24 protein-coding genes are annotated in these 25,708 nt (G+C 46.5%); 3 read left to right on the plus strand and 21 right to left on the minus strand.

The annotated features are described in order from the left end of the window. Nucleotides 1-11 precede the first annotated feature (11 nt). The 4 genes from GLV98_RS08050 to GLV98_RS08065 form a co-directional block, all read right to left on the minus strand. Nucleotides 12-2,228 carry an alpha-galactosidase gene (locus tag GLV98_RS08050; RefSeq protein WP_237417072.1) on the minus strand — a complete coding sequence of 739 codons (2,217 nt, stop codon included), beginning with the start codon at nucleotides 2,226-2,228 and terminating at the stop codon, nucleotides 12-14. Between the two features lie 15 nt (nucleotides 2,229-2,243). After that, nucleotides 2,244-3,074: a carbohydrate ABC transporter permease gene (locus tag GLV98_RS08055; RefSeq protein ID WP_160913867.1), complete on the minus strand. Its 831-nt coding sequence runs from the start codon at nucleotides 3,072-3,074 to the stop codon at nucleotides 2,244-2,246. Next, nucleotides 3,071-4,036 (minus strand): sugar ABC transporter permease, encoded by a 966-nt coding sequence (locus tag GLV98_RS08060; protein ID WP_337193730.1) that lies wholly within the window; start codon nucleotides 4,034-4,036, stop codon nucleotides 3,071-3,073. Before GLV98_RS08060 ends, GLV98_RS08055 begins: the two co-directional genes overlap by 4 nt. Before the next feature lie 368 nt (nucleotides 4,037-4,404). Further along, a complete protein-coding gene (locus GLV98_RS08065) occupies nucleotides 4,405-5,718 on the minus strand; it encodes an ABC transporter substrate-binding protein (RefSeq protein WP_160913870.1) in 1,314 nt (437 codons plus the stop codon). 248 nt (nucleotides 5,719-5,966) lie between these two features. On the opposite strand from GLV98_RS08065, the gene GLV98_RS08070 reads away from it, so the two are divergent. Further along, nucleotides 5,967-7,178: an ROK family transcriptional regulator gene (locus GLV98_RS08070; protein ID WP_160913872.1), complete on the plus strand. Its 1,212-nt coding sequence runs from the start codon at nucleotides 5,967-5,969 to the stop codon at nucleotides 7,176-7,178. A gap of 44 nt (nucleotides 7,179-7,222) precedes the next feature. Here GLV98_RS08070 and GLV98_RS08075 read toward each other — a convergent pair whose 3' ends face one another. Continuing rightward, nucleotides 7,223-7,594 carry a hypothetical protein gene (locus GLV98_RS08075; RefSeq protein ID WP_160913874.1) on the minus strand — a complete coding sequence of 124 codons (372 nt, stop codon included), beginning with the start codon at nucleotides 7,592-7,594 and terminating at the stop codon, nucleotides 7,223-7,225. A gap of 224 nt (nucleotides 7,595-7,818) precedes the next feature. Here GLV98_RS08075 and GLV98_RS08080 point away from each other — a divergent pair, with 224 nt between their 5' ends. Next, entirely contained in the window at nucleotides 7,819-8,754 is a 936-nt protein-coding gene (locus GLV98_RS08080) for an LCP family protein (protein ID WP_160913876.1), read from the plus strand. Nucleotides 8,755-8,813: 59 nt separating this feature from the next. Here GLV98_RS08080 and GLV98_RS08085 read toward each other — a convergent pair whose 3' ends face one another. The 15 genes from GLV98_RS08085 to GLV98_RS08155 form a co-directional block, all read right to left on the minus strand. Next, nucleotides 8,814-9,227 (minus strand): hypothetical protein, encoded by a 414-nt coding sequence (locus GLV98_RS08085; protein ID WP_160913878.1) that lies wholly within the window; start codon nucleotides 9,225-9,227, stop codon nucleotides 8,814-8,816. A gap of 157 nt (nucleotides 9,228-9,384) precedes the next feature. Next, on the minus strand, nucleotides 9,385-10,323 hold the full coding sequence (gene hutG, locus GLV98_RS08090; protein WP_337193731.1) for a formimidoylglutamase: 939 nt from the start codon (nucleotides 10,321-10,323) through the stop codon (nucleotides 9,385-9,387). Beyond that, the gene (hutI, locus tag GLV98_RS08095; RefSeq protein WP_160913883.1) at nucleotides 10,286-11,566 is read right to left on the minus strand and encodes an imidazolonepropionase; all 1,281 of its coding nucleotides are present in this window, start codon (nucleotides 11,564-11,566) and stop codon (nucleotides 10,286-10,288) included. The genes hutG and hutI overlap by 38 nt, the downstream gene beginning before the upstream one ends. A 2-nt stretch (nucleotides 11,567-11,568) precedes the next feature. Further along, entirely contained in the window at nucleotides 11,569-13,230 is a 1,662-nt protein-coding gene (gene hutU, locus GLV98_RS08100; protein WP_237417073.1) for a urocanate hydratase, read from the minus strand. Then, nucleotides 13,214-14,755 carry a histidine ammonia-lyase gene (gene hutH / locus GLV98_RS08105; RefSeq protein WP_160913885.1) on the minus strand — a complete coding sequence of 514 codons (1,542 nt, stop codon included), beginning with the start codon at nucleotides 14,753-14,755 and terminating at the stop codon, nucleotides 13,214-13,216. The genes hutU and hutH overlap by 17 nt, the downstream gene beginning before the upstream one ends. A gap of 119 nt (nucleotides 14,756-14,874) precedes the next feature. Then, on the minus strand, nucleotides 14,875-15,312 hold the full coding sequence (gene hutP / locus GLV98_RS08110) for a hut operon transcriptional regulator HutP (RefSeq protein ID WP_160913887.1): 438 nt from the start codon (nucleotides 15,310-15,312) through the stop codon (nucleotides 14,875-14,877). Nucleotides 15,313-15,412: 100 nt separating this feature from the next. Continuing rightward, nucleotides 15,413-16,108, minus strand: coding sequence for a YesL family protein (locus tag GLV98_RS08115; RefSeq protein WP_160913889.1), 696 nt, complete (start codon nucleotides 16,106-16,108; stop codon nucleotides 15,413-15,415). A gap of 216 nt (nucleotides 16,109-16,324) precedes the next feature. Beyond that, the gene (locus tag GLV98_RS08120) at nucleotides 16,325-17,293 is read right to left on the minus strand and encodes a sugar phosphate isomerase/epimerase family protein (RefSeq protein ID WP_160913892.1); all 969 of its coding nucleotides are present in this window, start codon (nucleotides 17,291-17,293) and stop codon (nucleotides 16,325-16,327) included. Between the two features lie 22 nt (nucleotides 17,294-17,315). Continuing rightward, the gene (locus tag GLV98_RS08125; protein ID WP_160913894.1) at nucleotides 17,316-18,353 is read right to left on the minus strand and encodes a Gfo/Idh/MocA family protein; all 1,038 of its coding nucleotides are present in this window, start codon (nucleotides 18,351-18,353) and stop codon (nucleotides 17,316-17,318) included. Continuing rightward, on the minus strand, nucleotides 18,350-19,390 hold the full coding sequence (locus tag GLV98_RS08130) for a Gfo/Idh/MocA family protein (protein ID WP_160913897.1): 1,041 nt from the start codon (nucleotides 19,388-19,390) through the stop codon (nucleotides 18,350-18,352). The genes GLV98_RS08125 and GLV98_RS08130 overlap by 4 nt, the downstream gene beginning before the upstream one ends. A gap of 14 nt (nucleotides 19,391-19,404) precedes the next feature. Further along, nucleotides 19,405-20,127 (minus strand): ThuA domain-containing protein, encoded by a 723-nt coding sequence (locus GLV98_RS08135; RefSeq protein ID WP_089652021.1) that lies wholly within the window; start codon nucleotides 20,125-20,127, stop codon nucleotides 19,405-19,407. 50 nt (nucleotides 20,128-20,177) lie between these two features. Beyond that, nucleotides 20,178-21,218, minus strand: coding sequence for a substrate-binding domain-containing protein (locus GLV98_RS08140; protein WP_160913899.1), 1,041 nt, complete (start codon nucleotides 21,216-21,218; stop codon nucleotides 20,178-20,180). Between the two features lie 107 nt (nucleotides 21,219-21,325). Beyond that, complete coding sequence (locus GLV98_RS08145) at nucleotides 21,326-22,150, minus strand: carbohydrate ABC transporter permease (protein WP_160910985.1); 825 nt, start codon at nucleotides 22,148-22,150, stop codon at nucleotides 21,326-21,328. Continuing rightward, a complete protein-coding gene (locus GLV98_RS08150; RefSeq protein WP_089652024.1) occupies nucleotides 22,150-23,010 on the minus strand; it encodes a carbohydrate ABC transporter permease in 861 nt (286 codons plus the stop codon). The genes GLV98_RS08145 and GLV98_RS08150 overlap by 1 nt, the downstream gene beginning before the upstream one ends. Nucleotides 23,011-23,186: 176 nt before the next feature. After that, nucleotides 23,187-24,494: an ABC transporter substrate-binding protein gene (locus tag GLV98_RS08155; RefSeq protein ID WP_160913901.1), complete on the minus strand. Its 1,308-nt coding sequence runs from the start codon at nucleotides 24,492-24,494 to the stop codon at nucleotides 23,187-23,189. 365 nt (nucleotides 24,495-24,859) lie between these two features. Here GLV98_RS08155 and GLV98_RS08160 point away from each other — a divergent pair, with 365 nt between their 5' ends. Then, entirely contained in the window at nucleotides 24,860-25,297 is a 438-nt protein-coding gene (locus tag GLV98_RS08160) for an Hsp20/alpha crystallin family protein (protein ID WP_160913903.1), read from the plus strand. On the opposite strand, the gene GLV98_RS08165 is transcribed toward GLV98_RS08160, so the two are convergent. Then, a complete protein-coding gene (locus tag GLV98_RS08165) occupies nucleotides 25,291-25,707 on the minus strand; it encodes a hypothetical protein (protein ID WP_160913905.1) in 417 nt (138 codons plus the stop codon). The genes GLV98_RS08160 and GLV98_RS08165 overlap by 7 nt on opposite strands. Nucleotide 25,708 lies beyond the last annotated feature (1 nt).

A 25,708-nucleotide genomic window follows, 5' to 3' on the forward strand; every position in this document is an offset into this window, starting at 1 on the left:
TCCCTCCTTCTTCATTTTTTCTCTTTGATAACAAAAAGCTGAGACTGGTGATCCCCGCTGCGTTCTGCTTTTTCATGATTCGCTCCATTGAACTCCACACCAAGGGGGAGTCCACGGTACATCAGTTCGTCCCCATAAAACGTAGCGGATGTTTCCTCTATTTCATACCGCTTCTCAGGATCCAGACCGCGCAGTTTTACAACCTGGTCGTTCTTAGGATTCGGAAAGTAATGCGCACGGTACCAGCCGACGACCGCCTGGGATTTTTCTTCTGAGACGACCATCCAGGCCGTATCCTGATTTTTAAATGGATCGGCCAACCGATAAAACGTGCCGGAATGAATCAAACGACGAAGCGATTGAAATTCGGTGATTTGTTCTTTTACGATGGCCTTTTCTTCCTTCGTCAATTGGCTGGGATCGAATTCATAGCCGAACGTCCCGAAGTAGGCAACATCAGCACGGAACTTCAAAGGCGTGTTCCGATACGTCTGGTGATTCGGTACCGCGGAGACATGCGATCCCATGCTGCATAATGGGTAGGCAAGAGACGTGCCGTATTGGATCTTCAACCGTTCAACGGCATCCGTATCGTCACTCGTCCATGCTTGTGGAGCATAATAAAGAAGCCCGGCATCAAACCGCCCCCCTCCACCCGCGCAAGATTCGAACAAGACATCCGGATATTTCGTCGTCAAACGCTCATACAGCTCATAGACTCCGAGGATGTACGGATGAAAAAAGTTGACCTGGTCATACAGATATTGGGAATAAGGTTCTGTGATGTTGCGGTTCATATCCCATTTGATGTAGTCGAGTCCTGTTTCGTCGATGAGCGAACTCATCCGTTCGAACAAGTAATCCACCACCTGAGGGTTGGTGAAATCGAGCACCTTTTGATTCCGCTCCAGCGTCTGATGTCTGTGCGGTGGACCGACGACCCATTCCGGGTGCTGTTTCATCAGTTCTGATTCAGGACTGATCATTTCCGGTTCAAACCAGAGCCCGAACTGAAGGCCTTTTGCTTTCACTTTCTTCGCTAACGTTCCAATCCCGTTTGGCAGTTTTTTATCATCGACAAACCAGTCACCAAGTGAAGTGGTATCATCATTGCGTTTTCCAAACCAGCCGTCATCAAGAACGAACAGCTCGACTCCGAGATCTCGCGCTTCATCTGTAAAACGATCCAATTTTTCTTCATTAAAATCAAAATACGTCGCTTCCCAGTTGTTGATCAGAATCGGACGTTCTTTTTCCATCCACCGAGGCGCAATCAAATGCTTGCGGTGCAAGTCATGGAACGTCTGGCTCATTTCGTTCAAGCCGTTTTCTGTATAAGTCAAGATCACTTCCGGGTTTTGAAAGCTTTCATTTTGTGCTAATTTCCATTGAAAAGCCTGCGGATGGATGCCCATCGACAAGCGGGTTGTACCATAATGATCGACCTCAGCCTGCGCGAGGAAATTCCCACTGTAGACGAACTGCATCGCCACCGCTTCCCCGCTGTCCTCGGTCGTCTCTTCCCTTTTTAAAGCCAGAAAAGGATTGTGCTGATGAGAGCTCGCCCCGCGCACACTTCCAATCGACGATACGCCGGCCGTGAGTTTTCTCGTTTCGATGTGACGTTCCCGGGCCCATGCGCCGGAAAGATGAACCATTTCATAATCCGCGTCAGGGAGGTCGATGGATGAAGACATGGAATGCTTCAAGGTGACCGGCTCTTTCCCATGATTGGTGAGGCGATTGCTTCTAGTGAGCGCAGGTAGGTCACGGAAGATCGTATACATGAGCTCCCACTCCACCTGTGCCTGGTCGTCGACGAGTGTGACCACAAGCGTTTCTGCTTCTGATTCTTGAGCGAAAGTTGCCGGAAGACCTTCTAAGTTCGGCTTCCCTTTGATTATCTGGTGTTTTTTATAACGAAAATCAGCGACGGATGCGCCGTTTTGTTCTTCTAAAATGATCGCTGGCGTACGAAAATCTCCTTTTCCGTAAACCGGTGCTTCCTGTCTGACGGTCTCTAATGAAAAACCAAGATCCCCTTCGAACGTATGTGTCGTCGAAGGGTTGGTATTTTTATAGTCTTGAAAATGGCGGAAGTCCCGGTCACGAAGTGCTTTGCCATAGTAGAGATGACCGAGCTGTCCGTTTTTCATGACGTGGAAAATATAACTGATTTGTCCATTGGTGAGATGAAATTGTTGTGTTTCTTCATTAATAAAGATCAATGGCTGCTCCTCCTTCTACTCTTTGACAGATCCGCCGAGAATTCCGGAGATGAACTGCTTTTGCAGCAACAAGAAGAAAATCATGATCGGCAATGTAGACAACGTTGTTCCCATCATGACCTGCCCGTAGTCAATCCGTGACATCCCGACAAGACTGGAGAGAGCGACCGGCAAGGTGTACATTTCCTGAGATTGCAGAACGACGAGCGGCCAAATAAAGTTGTTCCACTGGAACATGAACAAGAAAATCGCAACAGCGGCAAGCGCGGGACGCATGACGGGAAGTACGATGCGGAAGAAAATATGAAACTCCCCAGCCCCGTCCACACGCGCGGCTTCAAGCAAAGAATCCGGAATGGACTGCATGTTCTGTCTCATCAGGAAAATCGCGAATGGATAAGCGACCTGTGGAAGGATGACCGCCTGGAACGTGTTCAACCAGCCGACACTTCCGAAGATTTCGAACAAAGGAATCAACGTTACGTGATAAGGAATCATGATCGCGACAAGCAACATGAAGAAAATCGCGTTACGTCCTTTGAATTGGAACTTCGCAAACGCATAGCCCGCCGCCGTACAAACGATGGCCGAGATGGCCGTAAACGTCAGCGTAATGAACAAGGAGTTCCCCATGACGCGGATGATGCCAATGTTTTCATTCAAGTTTTTAAAGTTCTCCCAACCATAATTCCCTGGAAGGAAGTTCGGTGGAACCTTGAAAATTTCTCCTGACGGGTTCGTCGCCCCGACAAACATCCAATAGAACGGGAAGACGGAAATAATGACCCCTATGAATAAGAAAGCATATAGAAACGTCTTTTTAAGTGGACTGATCTGTTGCTTCATTTATCTTCACCTGCCCATTTCATTTGTGCCCAGGAAAGGACCCCGATGATTAATACAAGAACGTAAGCAATGGCGGATGCGTATCCGAAATCAAAGTAACGGAAGCCATTTTGGTACAAATAAAGCGTGATGGTCAGCGTGGCATTATTTGGACCACCCTGCGTAAGAATGTAAGGCTCATCGAACAACTGCAGCGTACCGATCGTGGATAATACGAAAGTGAACAAGAAGATCGGCTTCAATTGTGGCACGGTAATGTAAAAGAATTGACGAACCTTTCCTGCACCGTCCATCTCCGCTGCTTCATAAAGCGAACCAGGAATGTTTTGCAGACCTGCTAGGAAAATGACCATGTTGTACCCGGTCCAGCGCCACGTAATCGCCGCCATCAGTGCAACTTTTGCCCAGAATGGATCAGACAACCAGGCGATCGCCTCAATACCAAACAGTGAAAGTACATAGTTCGCAAGGCCATAGTTTTCATCAAGTATAATCATGAAGATGATGGAAGATGCGACCAATGCTGTAATTGCAGGCATGAAGAAAGCAATACGGAAGAAGCTCTTCATTTTCACCAGTTGTGAATTAAGCGCAACCGCGATGACGACAGCTAAGAACAACTGGATCGGTACTTGAATGAGCAAAATGAGGAACGTATTTCCGAGGGCTTTGTAAAATAAGGTGTCCTGGAACAATCGAATGTAGTTATCCAGTCCGACAAATTCATACCCTGATCCTGCACGCGTCTGAAAACTCAATAATAAAGACGAAAGGACTGGATAAACGGTAAAGATCAAGAAGAAGGTTACGGCTGGAAGAATAAATAAGTACGGCACCGTTTTCGGTGTAATCCACTTCTTACGGGATTTCGGTTTTTGGCTGGACGGACCCGGTTTCTTAGATGGCTGTTTGTTCGGTCCATGGTTGGTATTTGCCATCTGTTCTGCATTCGGTTGACTCACAATGTTCTACCCCCTCAAAGATATTGGTCAGTGCTAAAAGCGCCTTCAAAATTAAGCATTTAGACTTTGTTAATTAATTTAATTTACTTAATAGTAACATAGCTTCCTGTGTTTGTCTGCTTCATTTTCAGAAAAATTACATTCATTTTTTTCCTTAATAAAAGCTCCTTTGTTACAGGTTCAGACTCGATCCATAAAGGCTGTATTCGTTAGGGTCCAAACCAATGGAAGTCCAGGAAATCCCTTGTTCCTGAAGCGCTGATGTTTCTCCTCGATCTGCAATGGACCGAGTATATGCTTTAACAAAAAAGGTCGATCTCCACTTTGGGAGATCGACCTTTTTCGTTCTATTTTTTATAGGGAGTCAATTAGTTGGCGCTGCGTCCTGTCTCACTTTCAAGCTTGTCCGCTGCGTTTTGAAGTGCTTCTTCAATCGGCGTTCCGTCAAGCAGGATGGATGCTTGTGTATCAGACATCGTATCAAATGCACGTGCATAATCAGACGTGTAATTCGCTACAGGGATATCGGATACTTCATCCGCAAACAGTTGGAAGACAGGTTGGTTGTTAAAGTATTCGGATTCCTGGCTGAAGTAATCTTCTTCATATGTTGTTTCCAAAGATGGGAAAATACCTTTTTCTTGAAGCGCCTTCATCTGCGGATCTACTTCTGTTGTGAAGTACTCAACGAATGCATAGGCTGCACTTTCGTTGTCCGTAGAAGATGGAATCACTAGGTCAGACCCACCAAGGTTGGCTGCGCGGTTGCCGCCTTCCTCGAATGCCGGCAAGTAGAAGACATCCCAGTTGCCGCTTTGGTCAGGTGCCTGGTCCATGATCGTACCTGAATACCATACTCCGAATGGAACAGTTGCCACTTCGCCGTTAACTGTTGCAGAAACGACGCCGTCCCAACCGTTGTTGTTCAGGACAAGATCTTCATCATGCAAACGCTGAATCACATCAAACGCTTTTTGTGATTCTTCGGAAGCCACATCAATGTTGCCTTCCTCATCATAGTAGAAAGCACCTTGCTGGTTCATCATCATACGGTAAAGCGCATCGTCTGCTGCGATGTCAATCGGAACCATTTTTGTTCCCGTTGCTTCTTGAATCGTTTTCCCTGCTTCAATGTAGTCATCCCACGTTTTGATATCATCTGGGTTGACGCCCGCTTCTTCAAAAATATCAGTACGATAGAAGACACCTGCAGGTCCTACATCCCAAGGAGCTGCGAAAAATTCACCGTCTTCGTTTTGAGTCACCGACTTTTTATATTCTCCGAATTTATCTGCGTGCTCATCGTAACCGAGCTCAGAAAGGTTAGCGATCGCATCCGGGAATTGATCATGATAGTTCGCTAGACGATCAGACTCGACCATCACTACGTCCGGAAGTCCATTTCCTCCAGAAGCTAGTCCTACGGTTAACTTTTCATATACATCCAAACGTCCGATATCTTCCACATTCACTTCAACATCTGGGTACTGTTCTTTGAACCCGTCAACAGCAAGTTCCATCGATTCAGCAGCTACGTTCCAGCCCCAAACGGTAATTTCGCCGGATGGGTCTCCGCTTTCGCCACTCTCACCAGAGGATTCTCCTCCTGTTTCACCGGAACATGCAGCCAGTCCACCAGCCACAAGGCCTACCAAAAGAAAACTCTTCAACCAATTTTTCATACTGTCTTCCTCCCCCTTATTTGATAGCGTTTTCAAAACTTAATAAAATAAATTAACTAACTAGTTATAAGGTAGCATAGAACCATGTAAATGAAAAGAGTTTTTTCAAAATTAACTCTTTTAAAGGAGAACTGTTCTATAATAGATGCCGTAGGAACAGTGTTTGCGACGCTAACTTAGTAAAATAAATTTAATAAGTTTCTTTTTATGGTAAAATGGAAGCAGTACAACATAGTTGGAGGAATCTTATGAGCACGCACTATACTAGAGGCAGTTTTCAGTTGATGAAATCGATGAACCGCTCGATTATTTTGAATATGATTCGCGAGCATGGCCCGATCTCCCGGGCGGATATCGCGAAGCAATCGAGATTGACTCCACCCACAGTGAGCAATATTGTTAAAGAACTGATCCAAACACAGTTTGTGATTGAAACCACCCAGGGGCAGTCTAAAGGTGGACGCAAACCGACATTACTCGAAATCAACGCGGATCATTTTTATATCATCGGTGTCGATGTAGGGACCTTCCACATGAATTTTGTCGTCACGAACTTATATGGAGAACTAAAGGATGCCGTAAAAAAAGACATTCCTCCGTATCCGTCCAAAGAGGATATTCTAGAAACGATGAAAAGCGGCATTCGCGAATTTTTCGCATCAGGTAAATGCGATCCGAAGAAGTTCCTGGGCATCGGTATCGGAATGCACGGAATCGTGGATCCGATTGAAGGAGTCTCTCGTTTCGCTCCATCCTTCCAGCTCTACGATATCCCCATAAAAGCGGAGCTTGAGAATGAGTTCGATATGATTGTCAAAGTAGAGAACGATGCGAAGGCGATGACGCTTGGAGAGTATTGGTTCGGCAATGGAAACGATGCGGATAACATGGTCGGTGTCAACGTCGGGAACGGAATCGGCGCGGGGATGATGATTAAAGGACAACTTTTTCATGGAGAAAACAATATCGCGGGAGAGATCGGTCACATCACGATCGACCTTTCCGGGCCAAAATGTACGTGTGGCAATTACGGCTGTCTGCAGACGCTTGCGGCCGGTCCAGCCATTGCAGAGAGAGCCCGTAAAGAATTGAAAACTGGGAAGCCATCTATGATTCGTGACCTTGTGGATCACGATTTTGAAAAAGTGGATGGAAAGCTTGTTTATGAAGCAGCCTGTGAAGGAGACGAGTTCAGCATTGAACTGTTGAATCAGACAGGAAGGTTTCTCGGTATCGGCTTGACCAATTTGATTCATACCTTGAACCCGAAACGGATTATTATTGGCGGGGGCGTTTCGAAGGCGGGAGACTTTCTGATGGACGGAATCAAAGAAACCATCCACTCCCGGGGATTGACTAGTAAAGCGAAGGAAACACACATCGTACTATCCAAATTAGAAGAGCACGCATCAGCCATCGGGGCCTGCGTATTAATATTAGAAGAATTTTTCTCGAGGTAAGAAAAGAACCTGCCGGCAGTGGGGAAGCTGACGGCAGGTTCTTTTTATGGGTTGTTTTGCATTTGCAGGACCATTCCCTCTAACACGTGGATGTTCCTTGCATTGTACCGGATCCCTTTGTAATCAAAAACAAGGATCTGGCTGTCTTTCACATTGAGGAGTTCTTCATAATTTTTTTCGGCCACGATTTTTTGATAGCTGATGGTGGCGATGATATTTTTCCGAGCCAGATACACTTTCATTCCATTCAACTGGGAACGGATTTTTTTGTCCGGTGGTTCTTCATCATAAAAATAAACAAAATGCAGTTCATTCTCCGTAGAGGATGTAAACTGTTGGATCGACCTCTCTGTCGCATTCTGTGCACATCCCACTAAAAGACCCAAAACGAGCAACAGCCCCAACCACTTTCTCAATTTACATTCCTCCAAAAGAATAGCTTATACCACTATATGCCGGCCCCTTCCCTCGTACCACACCTTCCAGAAAATAACGCACCAGGTCATCCATATTCTGGATGACCTGGTACACCAGTATTTACCAATCAAGTGCTGTATCTCCCTCTCTTCATGGGAGAGTTTTTACATGTATCTACAAAAATCGTATAATAGGATAGTAGTTTATAGAAAGAGGTGGGTGAATGGAACGCAGGGAGCTTAAGAGAAAGAAAAGACGTAAACGCAGACGCTGGAAAGTCCTCCTATTTGTAGTAGCATTCATATTTTTAATCGGAGGCGTTTATTTATATACCATCTATAATGAAGTTCGTACGACTGTGAACCAGGATTTACACGAAGATGTAACTTCAATCGATACAGATCAGACCAAAGAAAAAGTAGATAACAAGGAACCGTTGAACATCCTCCTTCTCGGTGTCGATGAGCGGGAGAATGATGTCGGTCGTTCCGATACGATGATTGTCATGACGCTTGATCCCAACAATGACCAAATGCAGATGGTCAGTATCCCCCGCGATACGTATGCAGAAATTGCCGGCGACGGACGTAAAACACGAATCAACCATGCCTACGCCTACGGGGGTAGTGACATGGCTGTGAATACCGTTGAAAACTTCCTTGACATCGAACTGGATTATTACATCCGGGTCAACATGGAAGGATTATCTCAAGTTGTTGATGCCGTGAATGGAATTACCGTCAATAACGATCGTGCTTTCAGCTCAGGTCCATTTGATTTCAAAGAAGGCGAAATTAAACTGGACGGCCGCGAAGCGCTTGCTTTCGTGCGCATGCGTAAAAATGACCCTAACGGTGACTTAGGCCGTAATGAACGTCAACGCCAGGTCATCCAGGGAATCATCGATAAAGGAGCGCGTCTCGACGCTGTAAACAAAGTCGGTGATGTCATGGATGTACTCGGTGACAATGTGAGCACAAACATGCAGTTCGCGGATATGCGCAGACTCGTCACCAATTACAGCAGTGCCCGTAAAAATTCGACCACCTATCAAATGGAGGGAGAAAACTTCCGGGCGAACGGCATGTATTTGATTGATATGCCGGAAGAAGAAATTCAAAAGACGCATGATATGATTGTTAATTTCGGTTCTGAATAAAACGAAGCCCCCTTCTCGCTTGAGAAGGGGGCTTTTCATTTGAAGACAAGCCGCCTTGCTTAGGCGGCATCCTGGTCTTCTTTTTTATTAGCTGTATATTTTTTTATGACACGGATGATTCCAATGAAAACAAAATAAATGCCAGCAAACAGGAAAAAGCCCAATACGCTGACCACGGCATCTGCGAACTCCATGTTTCCGCTGCCGGTGATTTTCTGCTGAATCTCTACGGCAAAAACAAAGACAAGTACCATCGCGAATGTAAATAAAAACGAAATAGCCGTGATGCTCCATTTTGCTATGGCATGGAAAAGAATATCCACAAAAATAAGTCCGATGATTCCAAGAACGCCAATGACCCAGAAATGGAGGTCCTTATCTGTCAGATTCCACCCCATCATTTGCGTGAATTTCAAAATGACGTCATGCCAAACATTGACTACATCAGCCAACAATAAAATAACTTCTCTCATTGCTAGTCTCTCATTCTCCCATCTCAAAAGCTAAAACAAACCAAAAGATTAAACTAAAAATACCATAAGGAGAAACGATTGTATATGGTTTCTTACAAATACTGTTAGACCTGGTCATCCATTTCATGGATGACCAGGTCTAACAGTTATTTCCATATCATACATACATGTAACGCATCATCACATGAGCAGCAAGTCTGCTCGTCATATCCCTGAAATCTTTGGTAGGATCGACTTCTACGATATCCATTCCTTTGACTAGAGGATGAGCGGCAGCGAGAGAAACACTGCTGAGCAGCTCCCTTGCCGTTAAACCTCCTGGACCGATGGCTGGACAACCAGGTGCATACGCCTGATCAACAGCATCCATATCGACAGACAAATAAATGCAGTTGCACTTATTTTCCAATATCTGTATGACCTGGTCTGTTAGATTATGGATGCCTTTCTCTTCGACATCGCCCATGGTGTAGGTGTGGATGTTATGGTTTCTGGCATAGTCGGCGTAGGCTTTGGCGTTGGAGAAGTCACGGATGCCGATTTGGACGAGATCCTCGCCATGTATGACTCCTTCTTCGATTAAACTTCGAAAGGGAGTACCGTTTGTCCGTCCGCCATCTTCCACGTTCCGCAGATCATGGTGAGCATCCCATTGAATGACTCCGACTCTTCCGTATTTCTCCTGAAAGGCAGAAATACTAGGGAAACTAACCCCATGATCCCCGCCAAGCATGACGTACTTGGAACAAGCTTCGGTGTCGATCATTTCTTTCACACTCGTCTTCAACCGCTTCCGTGTTTCCTCGTTATCCGTCGGATGTACAGGGACGTCCCCAAAGTCCAACACCTTCATATCTTCATAACTTTTGTCTTTCTCCCCTGAATACGTACTGTAAGATCCTAGGGCTCTTCTAATCGACCCAGGCGCTTCCGATGCGCCTGACAATGAAATGGAAGTTTTAGATAAAGGAAGGCCAAGAATCCCTATATCCCCGGTTTCCCCAGGCTCGTAATACGAAACTGTTTCATCTACCTTTGTCGTATGACGATCTTTGAATCTAGCATCCCTGCCCGGGTTGAGGTACTGAAAAGACACGGGCTCCCCTCCTTTCCCACACCTTTCTTCCATTCTTCCATACCGCCTTCGCATGATTCGCCGCATAGTGATACGGAATGTACTTATAATTCGGAACATCCCACAGTACGACATCCGCTTTTCTACCGACACTCAAACACCCGGCAACGTCTCCTCTTCCAATCGCATGCGCAGCATTCACCGTGACGCTATTCCATATCTCCTCCGGCGTCATTTTCATTTTCAACGCGGCAAGGGACATGATCATCTGCGGGTTGTATGTCACACAGCTCCCAGGGTTGAAGTCGGTGGCCAGGGCGACGGCGGCTCCGCTGTCAATCATTTTTCTAGCATTTGCGTAATAATCTTTTCCTAAGTAAAAAGTTGTTCCCGGAAGCAGCACAGCCACCGTATCGCCCTCAGCGAGGCGGTCGATCCCCTCATCAGAAGCTGCGACAAGGTGATCGGCAGATGCCGCTCCCATGGAAACGGCAAGCTCTGTTCCTCCAAGCGGGTCGATTTCATCGGCATGAATCTTCGTTTGGAATCCAAGTGCCTGGGAAGCTTTCATAAAACGCCGGGACTGCTCAATGGTAAAGACACCCGTTTCACAAAAAATATCCGTAAACTCCGCCAACCCTTCCTCACTGATTTCAGGAAGCAGGCGGATCATGTCATCAAGAAACGCTTCTTCGTTTCCCTTATACTCCGGTGGAATTGCATGTGGACCTAGAAAAGTCGAAACCAAATCGAGTAAGCTTTCTTCGTTCAAACGTTTGACGACTCGAAGCTGTTTCAACTCTGCTTCCCGCTCAAGCCCGTAGCCGCTCTTCGCTTCAAGCGTCGTTACTCCATGGGCTGCCATCTGTTCCAGCGTCTGTTTTGCTTTTTCATAAAGGTGTGTCTCACTCTCCGCGCGTGTAGCTTCTACCGTTGATAAAATCCCGCCCCCTTGCTGCAAAATCTCCAAATAAGGAACGCCAGCCTGCTTCAGTGCCAGCTCGTTTTCCCGCGATCCTCCGAAGACGAGGTGGGTGTGCGGATCGACGAGACCAGGTGTTACAGTTTTTTCCATAGCATCGACACGCTCGTTGGCTTTGAGTTTCCGTGCTTCTTCGTTGGGGCCGATCCAGGCGACTTTCCCGTCTTCAAAAGCGATGGCCATGTTTTCTTTTACTTCCAGCTGCTTCATCGCATCCCCTTTTAGTGGGCCTTCCGCAGGTAAAATCAATTGTCCAATATTTTCAATCAGCGTATCGTACATCACTATCCCCTCCTCTTCATTGGTATATCAATGGCATGCTTATCCGCTTCTTCCATCGCTTTATCGTAACCCGCATCAGCATGACGAAGTATGCCCATGCCAGGGTCTGTCGTGAGGACACGTTCCAGTCTATCTTCGGCGAGGTCGGTGCCATCAGCCACAACGACCATTCCTGCATGAAGCGAATAGCCCATTCCGACACCACCGCCGTGATGAAAAGAAATCCACGATCCGCCGGCCGCTGTATTAATGAGTGCATTCAGCACCGCCCAATCACCGACCGCATCACTGCCATCCATCATCGATTCCGTTTCCCTGTTCGGTGAAGCGACCGATCCACAATCGAGGTGGTCCCTGCCGATCACCACAGGCGCACTCAACTCCCCTTTCCTCACAAGGTCGTTGATCGCCATCCCCATTTTCTTCCGCTCCCCATAACCGAGCCAGCAAATCCTCGACGGAAGTCCTTGAAACTGGACTTTTTCCTGTGCCATATCAATCCACCGGAGCAACTTCTCATTATCAGGAAAAAGTTCTCTGATCAGCTGATCTGTGCGGTAAATATCTTTCGGATCACCAGACAAAGCGGCCCAACGGAACGGCCCTTTCCCTTCACAAAACAACGGTCGGATGTAGGCAGGAACGAAGCCGGGAAAATCGAACGCATCGTCTACGCCTTCTTCCAGTGCGACCTGACGGATGTTGTTGCCATAGTCGAAAACGACGCTGCCTTTTCTTTGAAACTGCAGCATGAGCTCTACGTGTTTGGCCATAGATTTTGATGAGAGGCGCACATACTTATCCGGATCCTTTTTTCTCAAAACGGCCGCCTCCTGCAGCGAATACCCGACAGGTACATAGCCATTCAGCGGGTCATGCGCAGAGGTTTGGTCTGTGACAATATCAATCTCCAGCCCATTTTGTAAAAGTCGTTCATGCATCTCTGCCGCGTTCCCTAATAGAGCAATCGAAAGAGCCTCTCCATTCGCTTTCGCTTCTTTTGCCCATAAAACTGCCTCATCCAGAGACGCTGTACTCACATCGCAGTAGCCGGACTGCAGCCGTTTGGAAATCCGGTCAGGATCCACTTCGACAGCAATGACGACACCTCCGTTCATCGTGACCGCAAGCGGTTGTGCTCCTCCCATGCCGCCAAGGCCCGCCGTCAGAGTAATCGTTCCTTTCAACGATCCTCCGAAATGTTTTTCAGCAAGGGACGCGAACGTTTCATACGTTCCTTGCAAGATGCCCTGTGATCCAATGTAAATCCAGCTGCCTGCCGTCATTTGGCCATACATCATGAGACCCTTCTGATCGAGTTCATGGAAATGCTGCCAGTTCGCCCATTTCGGAACGAGGACGGAATTTGAGAGCAATACTCTCGGCGCGTTTTCATGCGTTTTAAAAACACCCACAGGTTTCCCGGACTGGACAAGCATCGTTTCATCCTTTTCCAGACGCTTCAGCGTCGCAACGATTGCATCAAACGCTTCCCAGTTCCGTGCCGCTTTTCCAATGCCACCATAAACGACGAGCTCTCCGGGTATTTCTGCGACCTCTGGATCAAGGTTATTGCAGAGCATCCTTAGGACAGCCTCCTGCTCCCATCCTTTACATTCCAGCTGTGTTCCTGTTTTGGCTTTCACTTTACGAGTTGTCGACATACGTTTCTCCTCCTTCATGAACGGATTTCCACTTTTCCCAGTCAAAAGCGCTCTCCTTCAACCATTGCTCCACGTTTTCGATATCCTTAGAAAACACTCGATCCTGCGTCACTTTCGGTACGACTTTTCGTGCTGATGTAAAAAGGTCCTGGGCAAGTACCGATGCCCGCTCGATCCCCCTCAGTTCCAGCGCCTGAAGACTGCAGATCAACTCGATCGCTACAACTTTTGTTGCGTTGTCAATGACCATGGCGGCGTGCCGGGCTGCTGTAGTACCCATGCTCACATGATCTTCCTGATTCGCAGACGATGGGATCGAATCGACGCTTGAAGGGTGGGCGAGCGTTTTATTTTCAGAAACTAACGATGCGGCCACATACTGTACAATCATCAACCCTGACTCCAACCCCGGATTCGCACTGAGAAACGGAGGAAAGTCGTTCAACTGCGGGTTGACGAGACGCTCAATTCTCCGCTCCGAAATATTAGCCAACTCACTGATCGCAATTTTTAAAAAGTCCATCGCAAACGCAATCGGCTGGCCGTGGAAGTTTCCACCGGATACGACCACTTTTCCACCTTCTAAAAGCAGTGGATTGTCTGTCGCTGCATTCATCTCAATCGTCAATTTCTCACGTACGTAATGCAGCGTCTGCCATGTCGCTCCGTGTACTTGTGGAATACATCGTAAGGAATAGGCGTCCTGCACTCTTTTCTCTCCTTGAAAAGTGACGAGATGACTGCCGTTAATTAGATGCCGCATCCGCTCAGCCACAGTCATTTGTTCCGGATAGCCGCGCGCTTCATGGATGCTCGGATGAAAAGCGTCCCGAATGCCTTCCAGGGCCTGCAACGTAAGGCTTGCCACCCAGTCACACTGCAAAGCCAGCCGCTCCGCTTCGATGTAACTGATGACTCCGACCGCCGTCATCGCCTGGGTCCCGTTAATGAGCGCAAGCCCTTCTTTGGCCTTCAACGATAATGGTTTCAGCGACAACTTCTCCAATATATCTTCTGTTGCGTGCCGGTTTCCTTCATAAAAAACTTCCCCTTCGCCCATTAGGACAAGGGCTAAATGGGCGAGCGGAGCCAAGTCTCCGGATGCCCCGAGTGATCCTTGTGAAGGAATGACCGGATGGACATGAAGGTTAACAAGATCGCACAGCCTCTGAACAAGCACTTCCCGCACGCCTGAATAACCTTTCATGAGCGCATTCAACCGAAGCACCATCATGGCACGGCTCACTTTTTCAGAAAAAGGTTCCCCCACACCGCACGCATGTGAACGGATCAGGTGGTGCTGCAGACTGTCAACGTCTTCCGCAGCAATTCGGACATCACTCAGTTTCCCGAACCCTGTGTTAATGCCGTACACGGAGTGCCCTCGGGTCACGATATCTTCGACGGTTTCCCTGCTTGCCCTGACATCGATCAGACTCGCATTTGATAATCCGATTTTGGCATTATCGAAACAGATTTCCTTCATTTGCTCCATCGATAAGTCCCTTCCATTCAGTTCGATCATCCACAATCCCCCTTTCACACGAAAAGATTCTGGTGGATTTTCTACAAAAAGGGGCGACAATGGCATGGGAAATACCATTGTCGCCCCCTCATCGCTCATGACTATAGGCCACCTATTCTTTATATATGATTGATACCGAGTCCAAATGTCTCATGTTCCAAACCTTTTACCGGCGCCCCGATTGTTCCATAAAAAGCCACGGCGATCCACTCGCCTTCTTCTGATCGGTCATAAGGCTTTCCACGTACGACGGCAAAACGCAGTCCAACGGTCCGCATCATATTGCCGACCCCAATCTGTCCCCGCGTTACGCCCTGCAAGGATTCTAAAATCGCATGATACAGCGCGTGCGTCTCCCTGTAGACATGTTCAGAGATAATACCGTTTCGCTTAGCCGCTGTTTCGACGGCTGCAATCACTTTTTGAACTTCCATCGAACCTGCTTTCCCCTGGCAGTACTCCACCTGTTCGAACGCGTCTATAAAAAGCTCCCTCTCGCTCTCATCCAGGGAAGCAAGCAGCATCGCAAGCTTTCCTATTTTCACCGTTTGGGTCATACCATCTCCACCCTGCTTATCACTAATAACTACTTAAATTGTAACCGCTTTCTTAAATGTCCGCAATACAAAAAAGATGACCTCATCCAAACGGACCAGGTCATACAGTATTTTCCATGTTATTCAGTTTCAAATAAAGCCTGTAGTAGGCGGAGAAAGCGAGAAAGGCGATGATGGATCCGGTGAAGATCGGAATGATCAGCGGGAAAATGTACAGACTGACGGCCAGGATGAATCCTGAGCTGATTGCGACTGTCAAAAACAGCACCGGGCTGACAAATGTAAGCATAAATGCTTTTTTCAGCGCTGCTCCTACTTTTAAATCAAAATGGACAAGCGTACTGAACGTATTAATGGTGTATACGAACAATAAGATTCCCAAGATGAGAAACAGATTCATGAGCAGGGAACTCATCGTAGAAAAATAATAGAGATCAGCGCCAAGCACACTCCACAAAATCGTAAGAACGATTCCAGCCTTCATGCTGTTTTTGTAATTCTCTTTGTAATAGCTGAGGTAAGACCGATCAGCTGTTTCTTTATGATCCTTCCTCACCCAGTCGCGCGCTTTTGCAAACATGGCGGTCGTGGCAGGGAAAAAGATGAAAGGCAGCAAGAGGACAAGCGGCGGCAGCAAATACCACAATTCCTGTATGTCTCCCACGTTCAATAAGCTCAACAATAATAGTGCGACTGGCAAATTGAACAACGCCCACTGAAGGTTGGTTAATGCGAATTTACTGATCCACTCGCTAACGGCATAAAGGCCGCCTCTGATTCCTGATGACTGTTTCATAATCTTCCCCTTCCTAATTAGAAAAGCGCAAGCGCCCCGAGAGACACAACACACATAAGCAAAACGGCCGTAGGAAGGTGCTGGTTCCTTCTTCCTTTCAACAGATTATTTGCTTATGTCGCGAGCGCCCGGGCGCTGGAGCTGTCCCCACACTTCTTTGACCCTTTGTAAAAATAAAAACCCCTCAAAAGTCAGAGGGGTTTTGCTGTTTCCAAATTAAGCCCACCACATCTCCGTTGCCGGTTCTTCAATCAGCACAGATTTCAAGTTTTTCACGGCTTGATTGAATCCTTCGTTGATCGACATGATCGGATCTTCGTGCTCGATACTGACGACATGATCATAGCCGTACGTACGGAGTGCACTGATGATGTTGGACCATTCTTCGATTCCGTGACCGTATCCGACGGAGCGGAAACTCCATGCGCGCGTCTGCACGTTTCCGTAATTCTGCATGTCTGTCAGACCGTACATGTTGACGTTATCCTGATCGATGTACGTATCTTTTGCATGGAAGTGATGGATCGCATTTTCTTTACCCAAAATCTTGATTGCTGCTACTGGGTCGATGCCCTGCCACCACAAGTGACTTGGATCCAGGTTCGCTCCGATGGCATCACTTGTCGCTTCACGAAGTTTCAACATCGTGTAAGGCGTGTGGACAAGGAACCCTGCGTGCAGTTCAAGACCGACTTTGACGTTATGTTCTTCGGCAAACTTCCCTTGTTCTTTCCAATAAGGGATCAGTTTTTCGTTCCACTGCCATTCTAACACATCTGAATATTCCGGTGGCCATGGAGTGACCGGCCAGTTCGGAGCGGTATCGTTTTCGTGTCCGCCTGGTGTACCTGAGAAAGTATTCACCACAGGTACATCCATCAAGTTTGCTAGTCTTACCGATTTCACAAACGCTTCATGAGACTCTTCAGCGAAGGCTTTATCCGGTGATACCGGGTTGCCGTGACAGCTGAAAGCACTGATGGTAAGCCCGCGGTCATGAACTTTCTTTAAGTACTCGTTTCGTTTCTCTTCACTTTCAAGTAGCTCATCTACGTTACAGTGAGCATTGCCAGGGTAGCCGCCTGTCCCGATTTCGACCGCTTTCAAACCTGCTTCTTTCGCGTGGTCCAACATCTCTTCAAAGGATTTATCGGAAAATAATACCGTAAAAACGCCTAATTTCATGAACAATCTCCTCCTGCTAAGTTTATAGTTTCACACTCGTACCTGTTTCACTGCTTTGATAGATCGCTTCCATCAGCTTCGTCACTTTCAAAGCCTGCTCCGGCTTCACGACTAATTCATCATTTCCTAAACAGCTGTCGATAAAGTTTTCTGCCTGAGCGAGACCAGGTGTCGGTTCGCCTTCACGGATTTTCGCTGTACTATCGAGCAGCGCTCCGTATTTGGCTTGATAAAGTTCAAATGGATAGACACTAAGGCCACCGTCGACACCGGAGATCGAAAGCGATGTATGGTCTTCCTTGATATTAGCCGCCCACGAACACTCAAACTGAAGCGACTCTCCGTTTTCAAACGTAATATAACTCGTCACATGGTCATCGACGTTGAACGTTTCATGATTGAACGCTCCCCAGTCGTTCACCTGTCCCGGTGTTTTACTCAACCGATCGTAGGTGCGTCCCATCACTTCGACAGGTTTTGGGTCATCAAGGAGCCAAAGCGCAAGGTCAAGCAAATGACATCCAAAGTCAATCAAGCTGCCGCCGCCTTGCAAATCTTTGTTTGTGAATACACCCCAGCCTGGCACTTTCCGGCGTCGCATCGCCTGGACTCTCGTTACGAGAGGATCGCCAATTTCATTATTGAGGATCGCTTTTTTAGCCAGCTGCGCTTCCGGTGTGTATCGGTAATGATAGGCGATGGATAAAAGGCGGTCATTTTTCTTCGCTGCTTCCATCATGGCTTCGCATTCTTCTGTCGTAATCGCCATCGGCTTCTCACATAGCACGTGAACCCCAGCTTCAAGGGCGGCAATGGAAATTTCGGCATGAAACTTGTTCGGCGTACAAATCGTGACCGCATCGACCTTTTCGAACATATCTTGATAATCTTTGAAAACGTAGGGAATCTGATGGGCTTCGGCTACTTCTTCCGCTCGTCCTTCATTCACATCTTGGACAGCCGTCAGCTCCACTTTGTCTTTTAAATCAAGGAAAGAGGGAATATGCCGCCCTTGGGCAATTCCCCCTACTCCGATGATTCCCATTTTCAAACGTGTCATTTCGTGACTTTCTCCAGGCTGCTGATTTGTCTCGTTTCGCCTGAGCGGAGGGCACCGAGGATGACTTCCAATGATTTCATACCTTCTTCTCCAGTGATCAGAGGCTCGGTATCATTCACAATGCTGTCAACGAAGTGGTCGATGACATGAGAATTGCTTTGTCCGCCTTCTTCGTTGGATTGAATTTTTCCAAGCTGATAATTGACGATATCGCCATTCGTGTATTGTGCGATCAAGGAGTATTCTGGATCGTCTTCAAGGCGAAGCGTTCCTTTTTCCCCGTAGATCACGGTTGAGTTGTCTTCGTTCGGATTGTAAGCCCAGCTCGCTGCCATCGTTCCGACAACGCCAGATTGAGAACGTAGAATACAGACGGCATTATCATCGACCGTGATGTCTTTCTTCGCATTGTTCTCGACAAAACCTGCGACCTCCACGAATTCTTCGCCAAGGATGTAACGGAGCAAGTCTGCTTTATGTACTCCTAAATCACCCATGGCGCCGATGAACGCCTGATCTTTCTTGAAGAACCAGCTGTTTTCTCCTTCTGCACTCCATCCTTCCGGTCCACCGTGGCCGAAAGCCGTACGGAAACTGTACACTTTTCCGATTGAACCTGATTCGATCAGTTCTTTCGCTTTCACGTGAGACGGCACAAAACGTTGGTTGTGTGCGATCATCAATTTCTTACCGTTCTTCTCTGCTGCTTGAATCATTTCTTCTGCCTCTTCTTTGGAAGTCGCCATCGGCTTTTCACACAGGACATGTGCACCGGCATTCAGTGCAGCAATGGAGACGGGTGCATGCAAGTAGTTCGGCAGGCACACGCTCACCGCGTCCACTTCTTCTTTCTTTAACAGCTCTTCATAGTCTGTGTAAAGAGTCGCACCGTGCAAAAGCGCTACTTCCCTCGCACGTTCTTCAACAATGTCACAGACCGCTTTGACTTCAACATTTTCATTCGCAACGTATTCCGGAAGGTGACGATTTTGAGCAATGCTTCCGCATCCAATTACAGCAATTTTCAATTGTGTCATAGTAAAAGCTCCTTTTATGATTTAGTCGAAATTTCTTCTAAAGGTTGAGCATTTCCGTAAACAGGTGTCGGCGTTTCTGTGTTGTTCGCCCATTTCACACCATTACGGATGACGGTTTGTACTTCTTTGTTGTAATACGTTGGATACGTTTCATGCCCCGGACGGAAATAAAAGACTTTCCCTCTTCCACGACGGAAAGTAGCCCCGCTACGGAACACTTCTCCACCTTCAAACCAGCTGACGAAAATCAATTCTTCAGGAGTCGGGATATCAAAATGTTCGCCATACATTTCTTCTTTTTCAATTTCAATGAACTCTCCGATGCCTTCTGTGATCGGGTGACTCGGATCGACGACCCAGATGCGTTCCTTTTCATCCGCTTCACGCCACTTCAAATCACAGGATGTGCCCATCAACTTTTTGAACGGCTTAGAAAAGTGAGCCGAGTGAAGAACGACCAGTCCCATGCCTTCGAGTACACGCTGCTTTACTTTTTCCGCGATTTCATCCTGCACTTCATCATGGGCTTTATGTCCCCACCAAACAAGTACATCTGTTTCTGCTAGCACTTCATCGGTCAATCCATGCTCTTCCTCATCTAAAGTCGCTGTTTTCACATTTTCATGGTCTTCGCCAAGAAAATCAGCGATGGCACTATGAATGCCCTCTGGATAAATATCTGCGACAACCTGGTTTTCTTTTTCGTGACGGTTTTCATTCCATACTAGTACGTTCATGTTCATTCCCCTTTTCTGTAAAAATAAGCGCTTTCTTTCTGCGAAAAAAATTAGTCCATTTGTTTGATCGTTTTTCTTGGGTGACAGGAATCCCGCTCTACGATGACCGTCGGAATGATGATGCTTTTTTTGATCATGTCCGGCCTGTTCAATAAATCGATCAAGCTCCTGGCTGATTCATGACCCAATTGAAACGACTGAGTATCCACTGTTGTGAGTGCGGGATTTGATAAACGGGCAATCATCGTGTTGTTGAACCCGACGATGCTCATATCCTCCGGCAGGTTCAAACCTTTGGAGGTCAATGCTCTCATGACGGTCAATGCATTATAATCGTCAGTGATGACAAGGCCTGACGGCGGGTCCTCGACCTGCAGCAGTTCATCCACCACTTGCTCGGCATCCGCCAGTCCGGTTTGAATATTTTTTTGTAAATTTTTGTCTTCCTCTAAATGACCATTCGCCAATGCTTGTCGAAATCCTTCTAAACGGTCCCGGGCCACTTCAAAATGAGAATCCCCTCCGATGAAGCCGATCCTCTCATGACCCAGTTGAATCAAATAATCCGTCACTTCTTTACTTGCGAGAATGTTGTCATTATCGACAAACATCGTTTCACCTGCCCGGTTGACAGGTTTTCCGACCATCACGAAAGGAAAATTACAATCCCTTAAATACGGGACGACTTGATCATCTTCACGGGAGTATAAGACGATGACCCCATCGACCCGTTTTCCCTGCACCATTTTGACAACTTCTTTGAAGATGGCTTCTTCCGTGTTTCCAGTCGTCAAATAAATGCTGTAATCCTCTTCATGACATGCATCGCTGATTCCCCTCAACAATTCTGAGAAAAAAGGGTTATCAAAAGAGTGGACAGAAGAAACTTTGGTTACAATCCCGATCGTCTGCGTCGATTGACTGACAAGGACGCGGCCGTTGTAATTGATGTGATACCCCAATTCCTCCATCACTTTTCTCACTTTCCGCTTCGTCCGTTCACTGATCCGCGGACTATCGGAGATGACTCTGGATACCGTAGAAGGAGCGACATTCGCAACTCTCGCCACATCTTTAATTGTGACAGACACGCCCATCGCCTCCTTTCCTCTATTCATCTTTCATTTTCTACCCTAACCAATGGAATGTATCGGAATGACTGATGTTCAAAACCCCTTATTTAAGAAGTGTTGAAAACTTATTTGACAGCACCCTCGGATACGCCATTGATGATTTGTTTTTGAGCGAAGAAGTAGCCGATAATGACTGGCAGAATAGCGATCGTCAGACCGGCAAGTGCCAAGTGCCATTGTTTCGTGTATTGGCCGAAGAAGTAGAACATCTTCAGTGGAATCGTCGCATTGGACTCACTCAATACAAGAGATGGAAGGAGATAATCGTTCCAGATCCAAATGACGTTCAAGATCGCTACGGTTACGGAAATCGGCTTCAACAATGGGAAAATGATGTACCAGAACGTTTGGAAACGGTTCGCTCCATCGATGATGGCCGCTTCGTCCATGGACTTCGAGATCCCTGTCATCGCTCCGTGATAAAGGAAGATCGACAAACTACAACCGAAACCTAGGTACATGAAAATCAATCCACCAGCGTTCAACATGTCCGCCTGTCCGAAAATAGAGACGAGTGGAATCATGACCGACTGGAACGGGATCAACATCGCAGCAACGAAGATGAAAAAGATGATGCCGCTGAGTTTACTTTTGTTCCTCGCTAAGGCGTATCCAGCCATAGAAGAGAACAGGATGATGATGGCGATACTTAAACCTGTGATCAGAACAGAGTTGAACAGTGATTTCAAGAATGCCAGGTCAATGAATGCTTCTACAAAGTTTGAGAATACAGCTTCTTCCGGGAACCCTAGGACGCCAGAAAAGATGTCCCGCTTTGTTTTGAATGCGTTGACAATCATCAAATAGAAAGGCGCAATCCAGATGAGACCAAGCAGAAGGCCGAGAATTTCAATGGAGATTAAATTCCGTTTTTCTTTATTCTTTTTCATTACATCTCAACCTCCCGTTTCTTGTTGTAATACACTTGCGTCAATGCGATGACAGCAACGATCAAGAAGAAAATGACGGCTTTGGCCTGAGCGTAAGCCATTTGATTATCAGAGAACGCGGTACGGACAATTTCCATCGCTACCATTTGTGTCGAGTTGAATGGTCCGCCGTTTGTCAGGGATAAGTTTTGGTCATAGATCTTGAAGGCCATGGAAAGCGTCAAGAACATACTGACCGTAAAGGCCGGTGCAACGAGCGGGAACGTAATGTTTTTGAAGCGTTGGAAGCTGCTTGCTCCGTCGATTTTCGCTGCTTCAATCAACTCTTTCGGAATGTTTTCAAGGTAAGCAATGTAAATGATCATGATATATCCAGCCATCTGCCATGCGGTCAGGATGACAAGACCCCAGAAACCAGTGTTCGTCGTAGACAGCCAACCGTTCAATCCCTCAATTCCGGTAAGGCCCGCAATATCTCCAAATACACTGATGAAAATGAACTGCCAGATAAACCCTAAAATCAGACCACCGATCAAGTTCGGCATAAAGAATACGGTACGCAGAAGGTTCCCTGATTTGATGTTACGTGTAACAAGAAGAGCCAGTCCAAGACCCATGATGTTCAAAAGGATGACGGTTACAACGGCGAATTTAACCGTAAACCAGATCGAGTCCATGAATTCACTTTCTTGGAAAAGGTTGATGTAATTCTCAAAACCTATGAATGCATTTGCTGTAATCCCGTTCCAATCCGTGAAGGAATAGAAGAGACCATATAAGAAAGGAATGACGACGACTATACCAAGACCCATGATCACCGGCGTCAGGAACAGCCAGAAAGATAAACTTCGATTCTGCATGTATTACTCCTCCAATGCTTTAAGCGGCACGAACCGCGCGTTATGATATCGATCTCATATGATTGGATAAAACATCCCATCTATTAACATACTTACCTATTTAAATATCCTAATAGAGGGGATCTTTTATAGTACCAGTAAGGGCAGCAAGCCCTTACTGGTTCCAATTCTACTGATTATTGACGAGCGTCTTCCCAAGCTTGAGTCGCTCTTTGTTCTACTTCTTCCCAGCTGATGTCTCCAGCAAGGTATTCTTGTACAGCTACTCCGAATGCGTCCTCAGTCCAGCCCGTCGGCGCTCCAAGGAAGACCCATCCAAGCGTATTGCCTTCGTTCGCATACTCATAGATTTCCTGAGAAATCGGATCTGCAATTTCCTGATCTTCATATCCTTCGTATGCCGGAATGAACTTGAATTCTTCCGTTACGAATTTCTTACCTTGATCAGATGTGTACATCCAATCCAAGAAATCTTTACTTGCTTGTACGACTTCATCTTCAGACTCTTTGTTCACAACCCAGTAGTTCGGTACACCAACAGGGATGCTTCCTTCGTAACCTTCTACAGGGATCGGAAGAAGACCGACGTTGTTCTCAGCAAATTCAGGATCCATGGATTCAATCGTGTTGTAAACCCAGTTTCCTTGCTGAATCATCGCAACTTTACCAAGAGAGAAGTTTTCTTCTACCTGTTGAGAGTAATCAAGGCTAAGTGTCGGTTGAACAGAGTACTCGTTTTGAAGGTCTACGAAACGCTTCATTTGGTCACCCATCTGAAACTCAATCGTGTCCGCTTCATAAGCTTCCATGATGTCGTTGTTGAATTCATCTGCAATATACGCGTTGGCTAAGTGGTTACCAATGACCCACTTCTCTTTCGCCGGGAAGGCAAATGGTGCGTCGATTCCAAGCTCACCTTTTTGATCTTCCAACGTTTGAACAGCTTCTTCTAGAGCTTCAAATGTTGTAATTTCTTCCGCATTAATTCCTGCTTCTTCAAAAACTTTTTTGTTATAAAGGAGACCGTATCCTTCCTGGTTGAAAGGAAGACCCAATACTTGATCATTACGGGATACGCCGGAAAGTGTCCCTTCAAGTGCTGCGTTTGCAGCTTCTGTATCAGAAAGGTCTGCTAAGTATTTCTCATACTCATCGACATCTGTAGGTCCACCGACGTTGAAAATATCAGGCTCTTCTCCAGAAGAGAAAGAAGTCTTCAATGAAGCTCCGTAATCGTTTCCACCACCGACCGTTTTAACGTTGATGTTCACGTCTGGGTTTTCTTCTTCATACATGGACACAAGCTCTTCAAACTGGTCCTTGAACTCTACTTTAAACTGAAAGACATCGACGGTAACGGCATCGCCTGAAGCATTGTCGTCTGAACTGCTGCTGTCGTCGGATCCAAATGAACAACCAGAAAGAGCTACAGTAGACGCCAACAATGCTGTGGCAATCCCAGAATAAAATTTGTTTCTTTTCATCTCATCCACCCCTATTTATTTATTAATCATTGAATCCGCTTACATATCACATCTAAGAAAAGAGTTTTTCAACTTGTGCAACCTCAGCGCATACGTTTGCGCAAATGGTAGTTAAAAAACTCATCGGCTTGTCCAACAATGAGCTATAAAAGTGCTATAGATTAGGATGTGAATACGTTTGCACAAAATTCATTGATTAATGAAGTTGAGTAAATCATAACATGGGGGGCATACAAATACAACACCATTTTTCAAATAATTCTCCAAATAGACAGCGTTTACATAGATTCGTTTTTTCCGTCTTTCATATGTCGGGTCATGAACATCCACCATTCCACATACTTTGTAAGAGTGAGGTGAAAGAAATGAAGAAAAAGAACGGTCCGATCAATTGGGAGGCTTTCTCGGAAAATGTGGAGAAGGTGTTAGGAGAGGATTTCTGGAACGACATGCATCATGTCATTCCGAAACGCGGCCCTTCTTACGACCTTTTTGAAACGGAAGATCAGGCTGTCCTTGTGATTGAACTGCCAGGTTTGACAAAAAATGACCCGGTCTATCTGACTCAGGAGGGCACGTCCCTGATCATCCGGGGGGAGATCACTCCCGATTACCCCGTAGCAGAAGAAGAGTTAATCCATAACGAGCGTTTGAAAGGGAGCTTCAAGCGTGTGATTCCAGTGCCCTTTCATTTTACTGCGGAAGATATCGTGACCGCCTACAAAGAAGGTCTGTTGATCGTCACCATTTTTAAACGCCACAAAAACAGGGAGATCCCCATTGAATTAGAGGACCATCAATAATGCAAAAAGATCTCTTTTTCATCGGAGCTCTTTTTTTGTAAACGAACTTCAATCGCCCCATCCTGGTACTGTGCAAACCCATTTCTTCTGCTCGTCTGAGCAGGCAGCGCAATCTCCATCCTCTCAGCCCATATTCCACCTACAAACAATTTCCCGCTTCCAACACTCAATCGTATGCCCTCTACATCCACTTCGTAAGGAACAGGGATGGTGACGACAACTTCCTTCATTAACTCCATCACCTTATAATCACTGCTCGGTTGTTTTGATTTCTGTTGATCTTTTGGCGTCAGAGCATCCTGGATCGATTTTTGCACAAAATCATTCATCTTTCCCATATCCATCAAATCGTCAGGAAGGAAAGAGCTCTCTTTTCCTAAAGGGTTGAACCAATTTGTAATGTCTTTCATG

The sequence above is a fragment of the Halobacillus litoralis genome, assembly GCF_009856415.1.
Taxonomy (GTDB): Bacteria; Bacillota; Bacilli; order Bacillales; family Halobacillaceae; genus Halobacillus; species Halobacillus litoralis_C.

Bases quoted from the DNA above. Each gene is read 5' to 3' on its own strand.
- GLV98_RS08055 (WP_160913867.1), bottom strand. From the start codon at position 3,074: ATGAAGCAACAGATCAGTCCACTTAAAAAGACGTTTCTATATGCTTTC.
- GLV98_RS08065 (WP_160913870.1), bottom strand. From the start codon at position 5,718: ATGAAAAATTGGTTGAAGAGTTTTCTTTTGGTAGGCCTTGTGGCTGGT.
- GLV98_RS08070 (WP_160913872.1), top strand. From the start codon at position 5,967: ATGAGCACGCACTATACTAGAGGCAGTTTTCAGTTGATGAAATCGATG.
- GLV98_RS08080 (WP_160913876.1), top strand. From the start codon at position 7,819: ATGGAACGCAGGGAGCTTAAGAGAAAGAAAAGACGTAAACGCAGACGC.
- GLV98_RS08085 (WP_160913878.1), bottom strand. From the start codon at position 9,227: ATGAGAGAAGTTATTTTATTGTTGGCTGATGTAGTCAATGTTTGGCAT.
- hutI (WP_160913883.1), bottom strand. From the start codon at position 11,566: ATGTACGATACGCTGATTGAAAATATTGGACAATTGATTTTACCTGCG.
- hutU (WP_237417073.1), bottom strand. From the start codon at position 13,230: ATGTCGACAACTCGTAAAGTGAAAGCCAAAACAGGAACACAGCTGGAA.
- hutH (WP_160913885.1), bottom strand. From the start codon at position 14,755: ATGATCGAACTGAATGGAAGGGACTTATCGATGGAGCAAATGAAGGAA.
- hutP (WP_160913887.1), bottom strand. From the start codon at position 15,312: ATGACCCAAACGGTGAAAATAGGAAAGCTTGCGATGCTGCTTGCTTCC.
- GLV98_RS08115 (WP_160913889.1), bottom strand. From the start codon at position 16,108: ATGAAACAGTCATCAGGAATCAGAGGCGGCCTTTATGCCGTTAGCGAG.
- GLV98_RS08120 (WP_160913892.1), bottom strand. From the start codon at position 17,293: ATGAAATTAGGCGTTTTTACGGTATTATTTTCCGATAAATCCTTTGAA.
- GLV98_RS08125 (WP_160913894.1), bottom strand. From the start codon at position 18,353: ATGACACGTTTGAAAATGGGAATCATCGGAGTAGGGGGAATTGCCCAA.
- GLV98_RS08130 (WP_160913897.1), bottom strand. From the start codon at position 19,390: ATGACACAATTGAAAATTGCTGTAATTGGATGCGGAAGCATTGCTCAA.
- GLV98_RS08135 (WP_089652021.1), bottom strand. From the start codon at position 20,127: ATGAACGTACTAGTATGGAATGAAAACCGTCACGAAAAAGAAAACCAG.
- GLV98_RS08145 (WP_160910985.1), bottom strand. From the start codon at position 22,150: ATGAAAAAGAATAAAGAAAAACGGAATTTAATCTCCATTGAAATTCTC.
- GLV98_RS08150 (WP_089652024.1), bottom strand. From the start codon at position 23,010: ATGCAGAATCGAAGTTTATCTTTCTGGCTGTTCCTGACGCCGGTGATC.
- GLV98_RS08155 (WP_160913901.1), bottom strand. From the start codon at position 24,494: ATGAAAAGAAACAAATTTTATTCTGGGATTGCCACAGCATTGTTGGCG.
- GLV98_RS08160 (WP_160913903.1), top strand. From the start codon at position 24,860: ATGAAGAAAAAGAACGGTCCGATCAATTGGGAGGCTTTCTCGGAAAAT.
- GLV98_RS08165 (WP_160913905.1), bottom strand. From the start codon at position 25,707: ATGAAAGACATTACAAATTGGTTCAACCCTTTAGGAAAAGAGAGCTCT.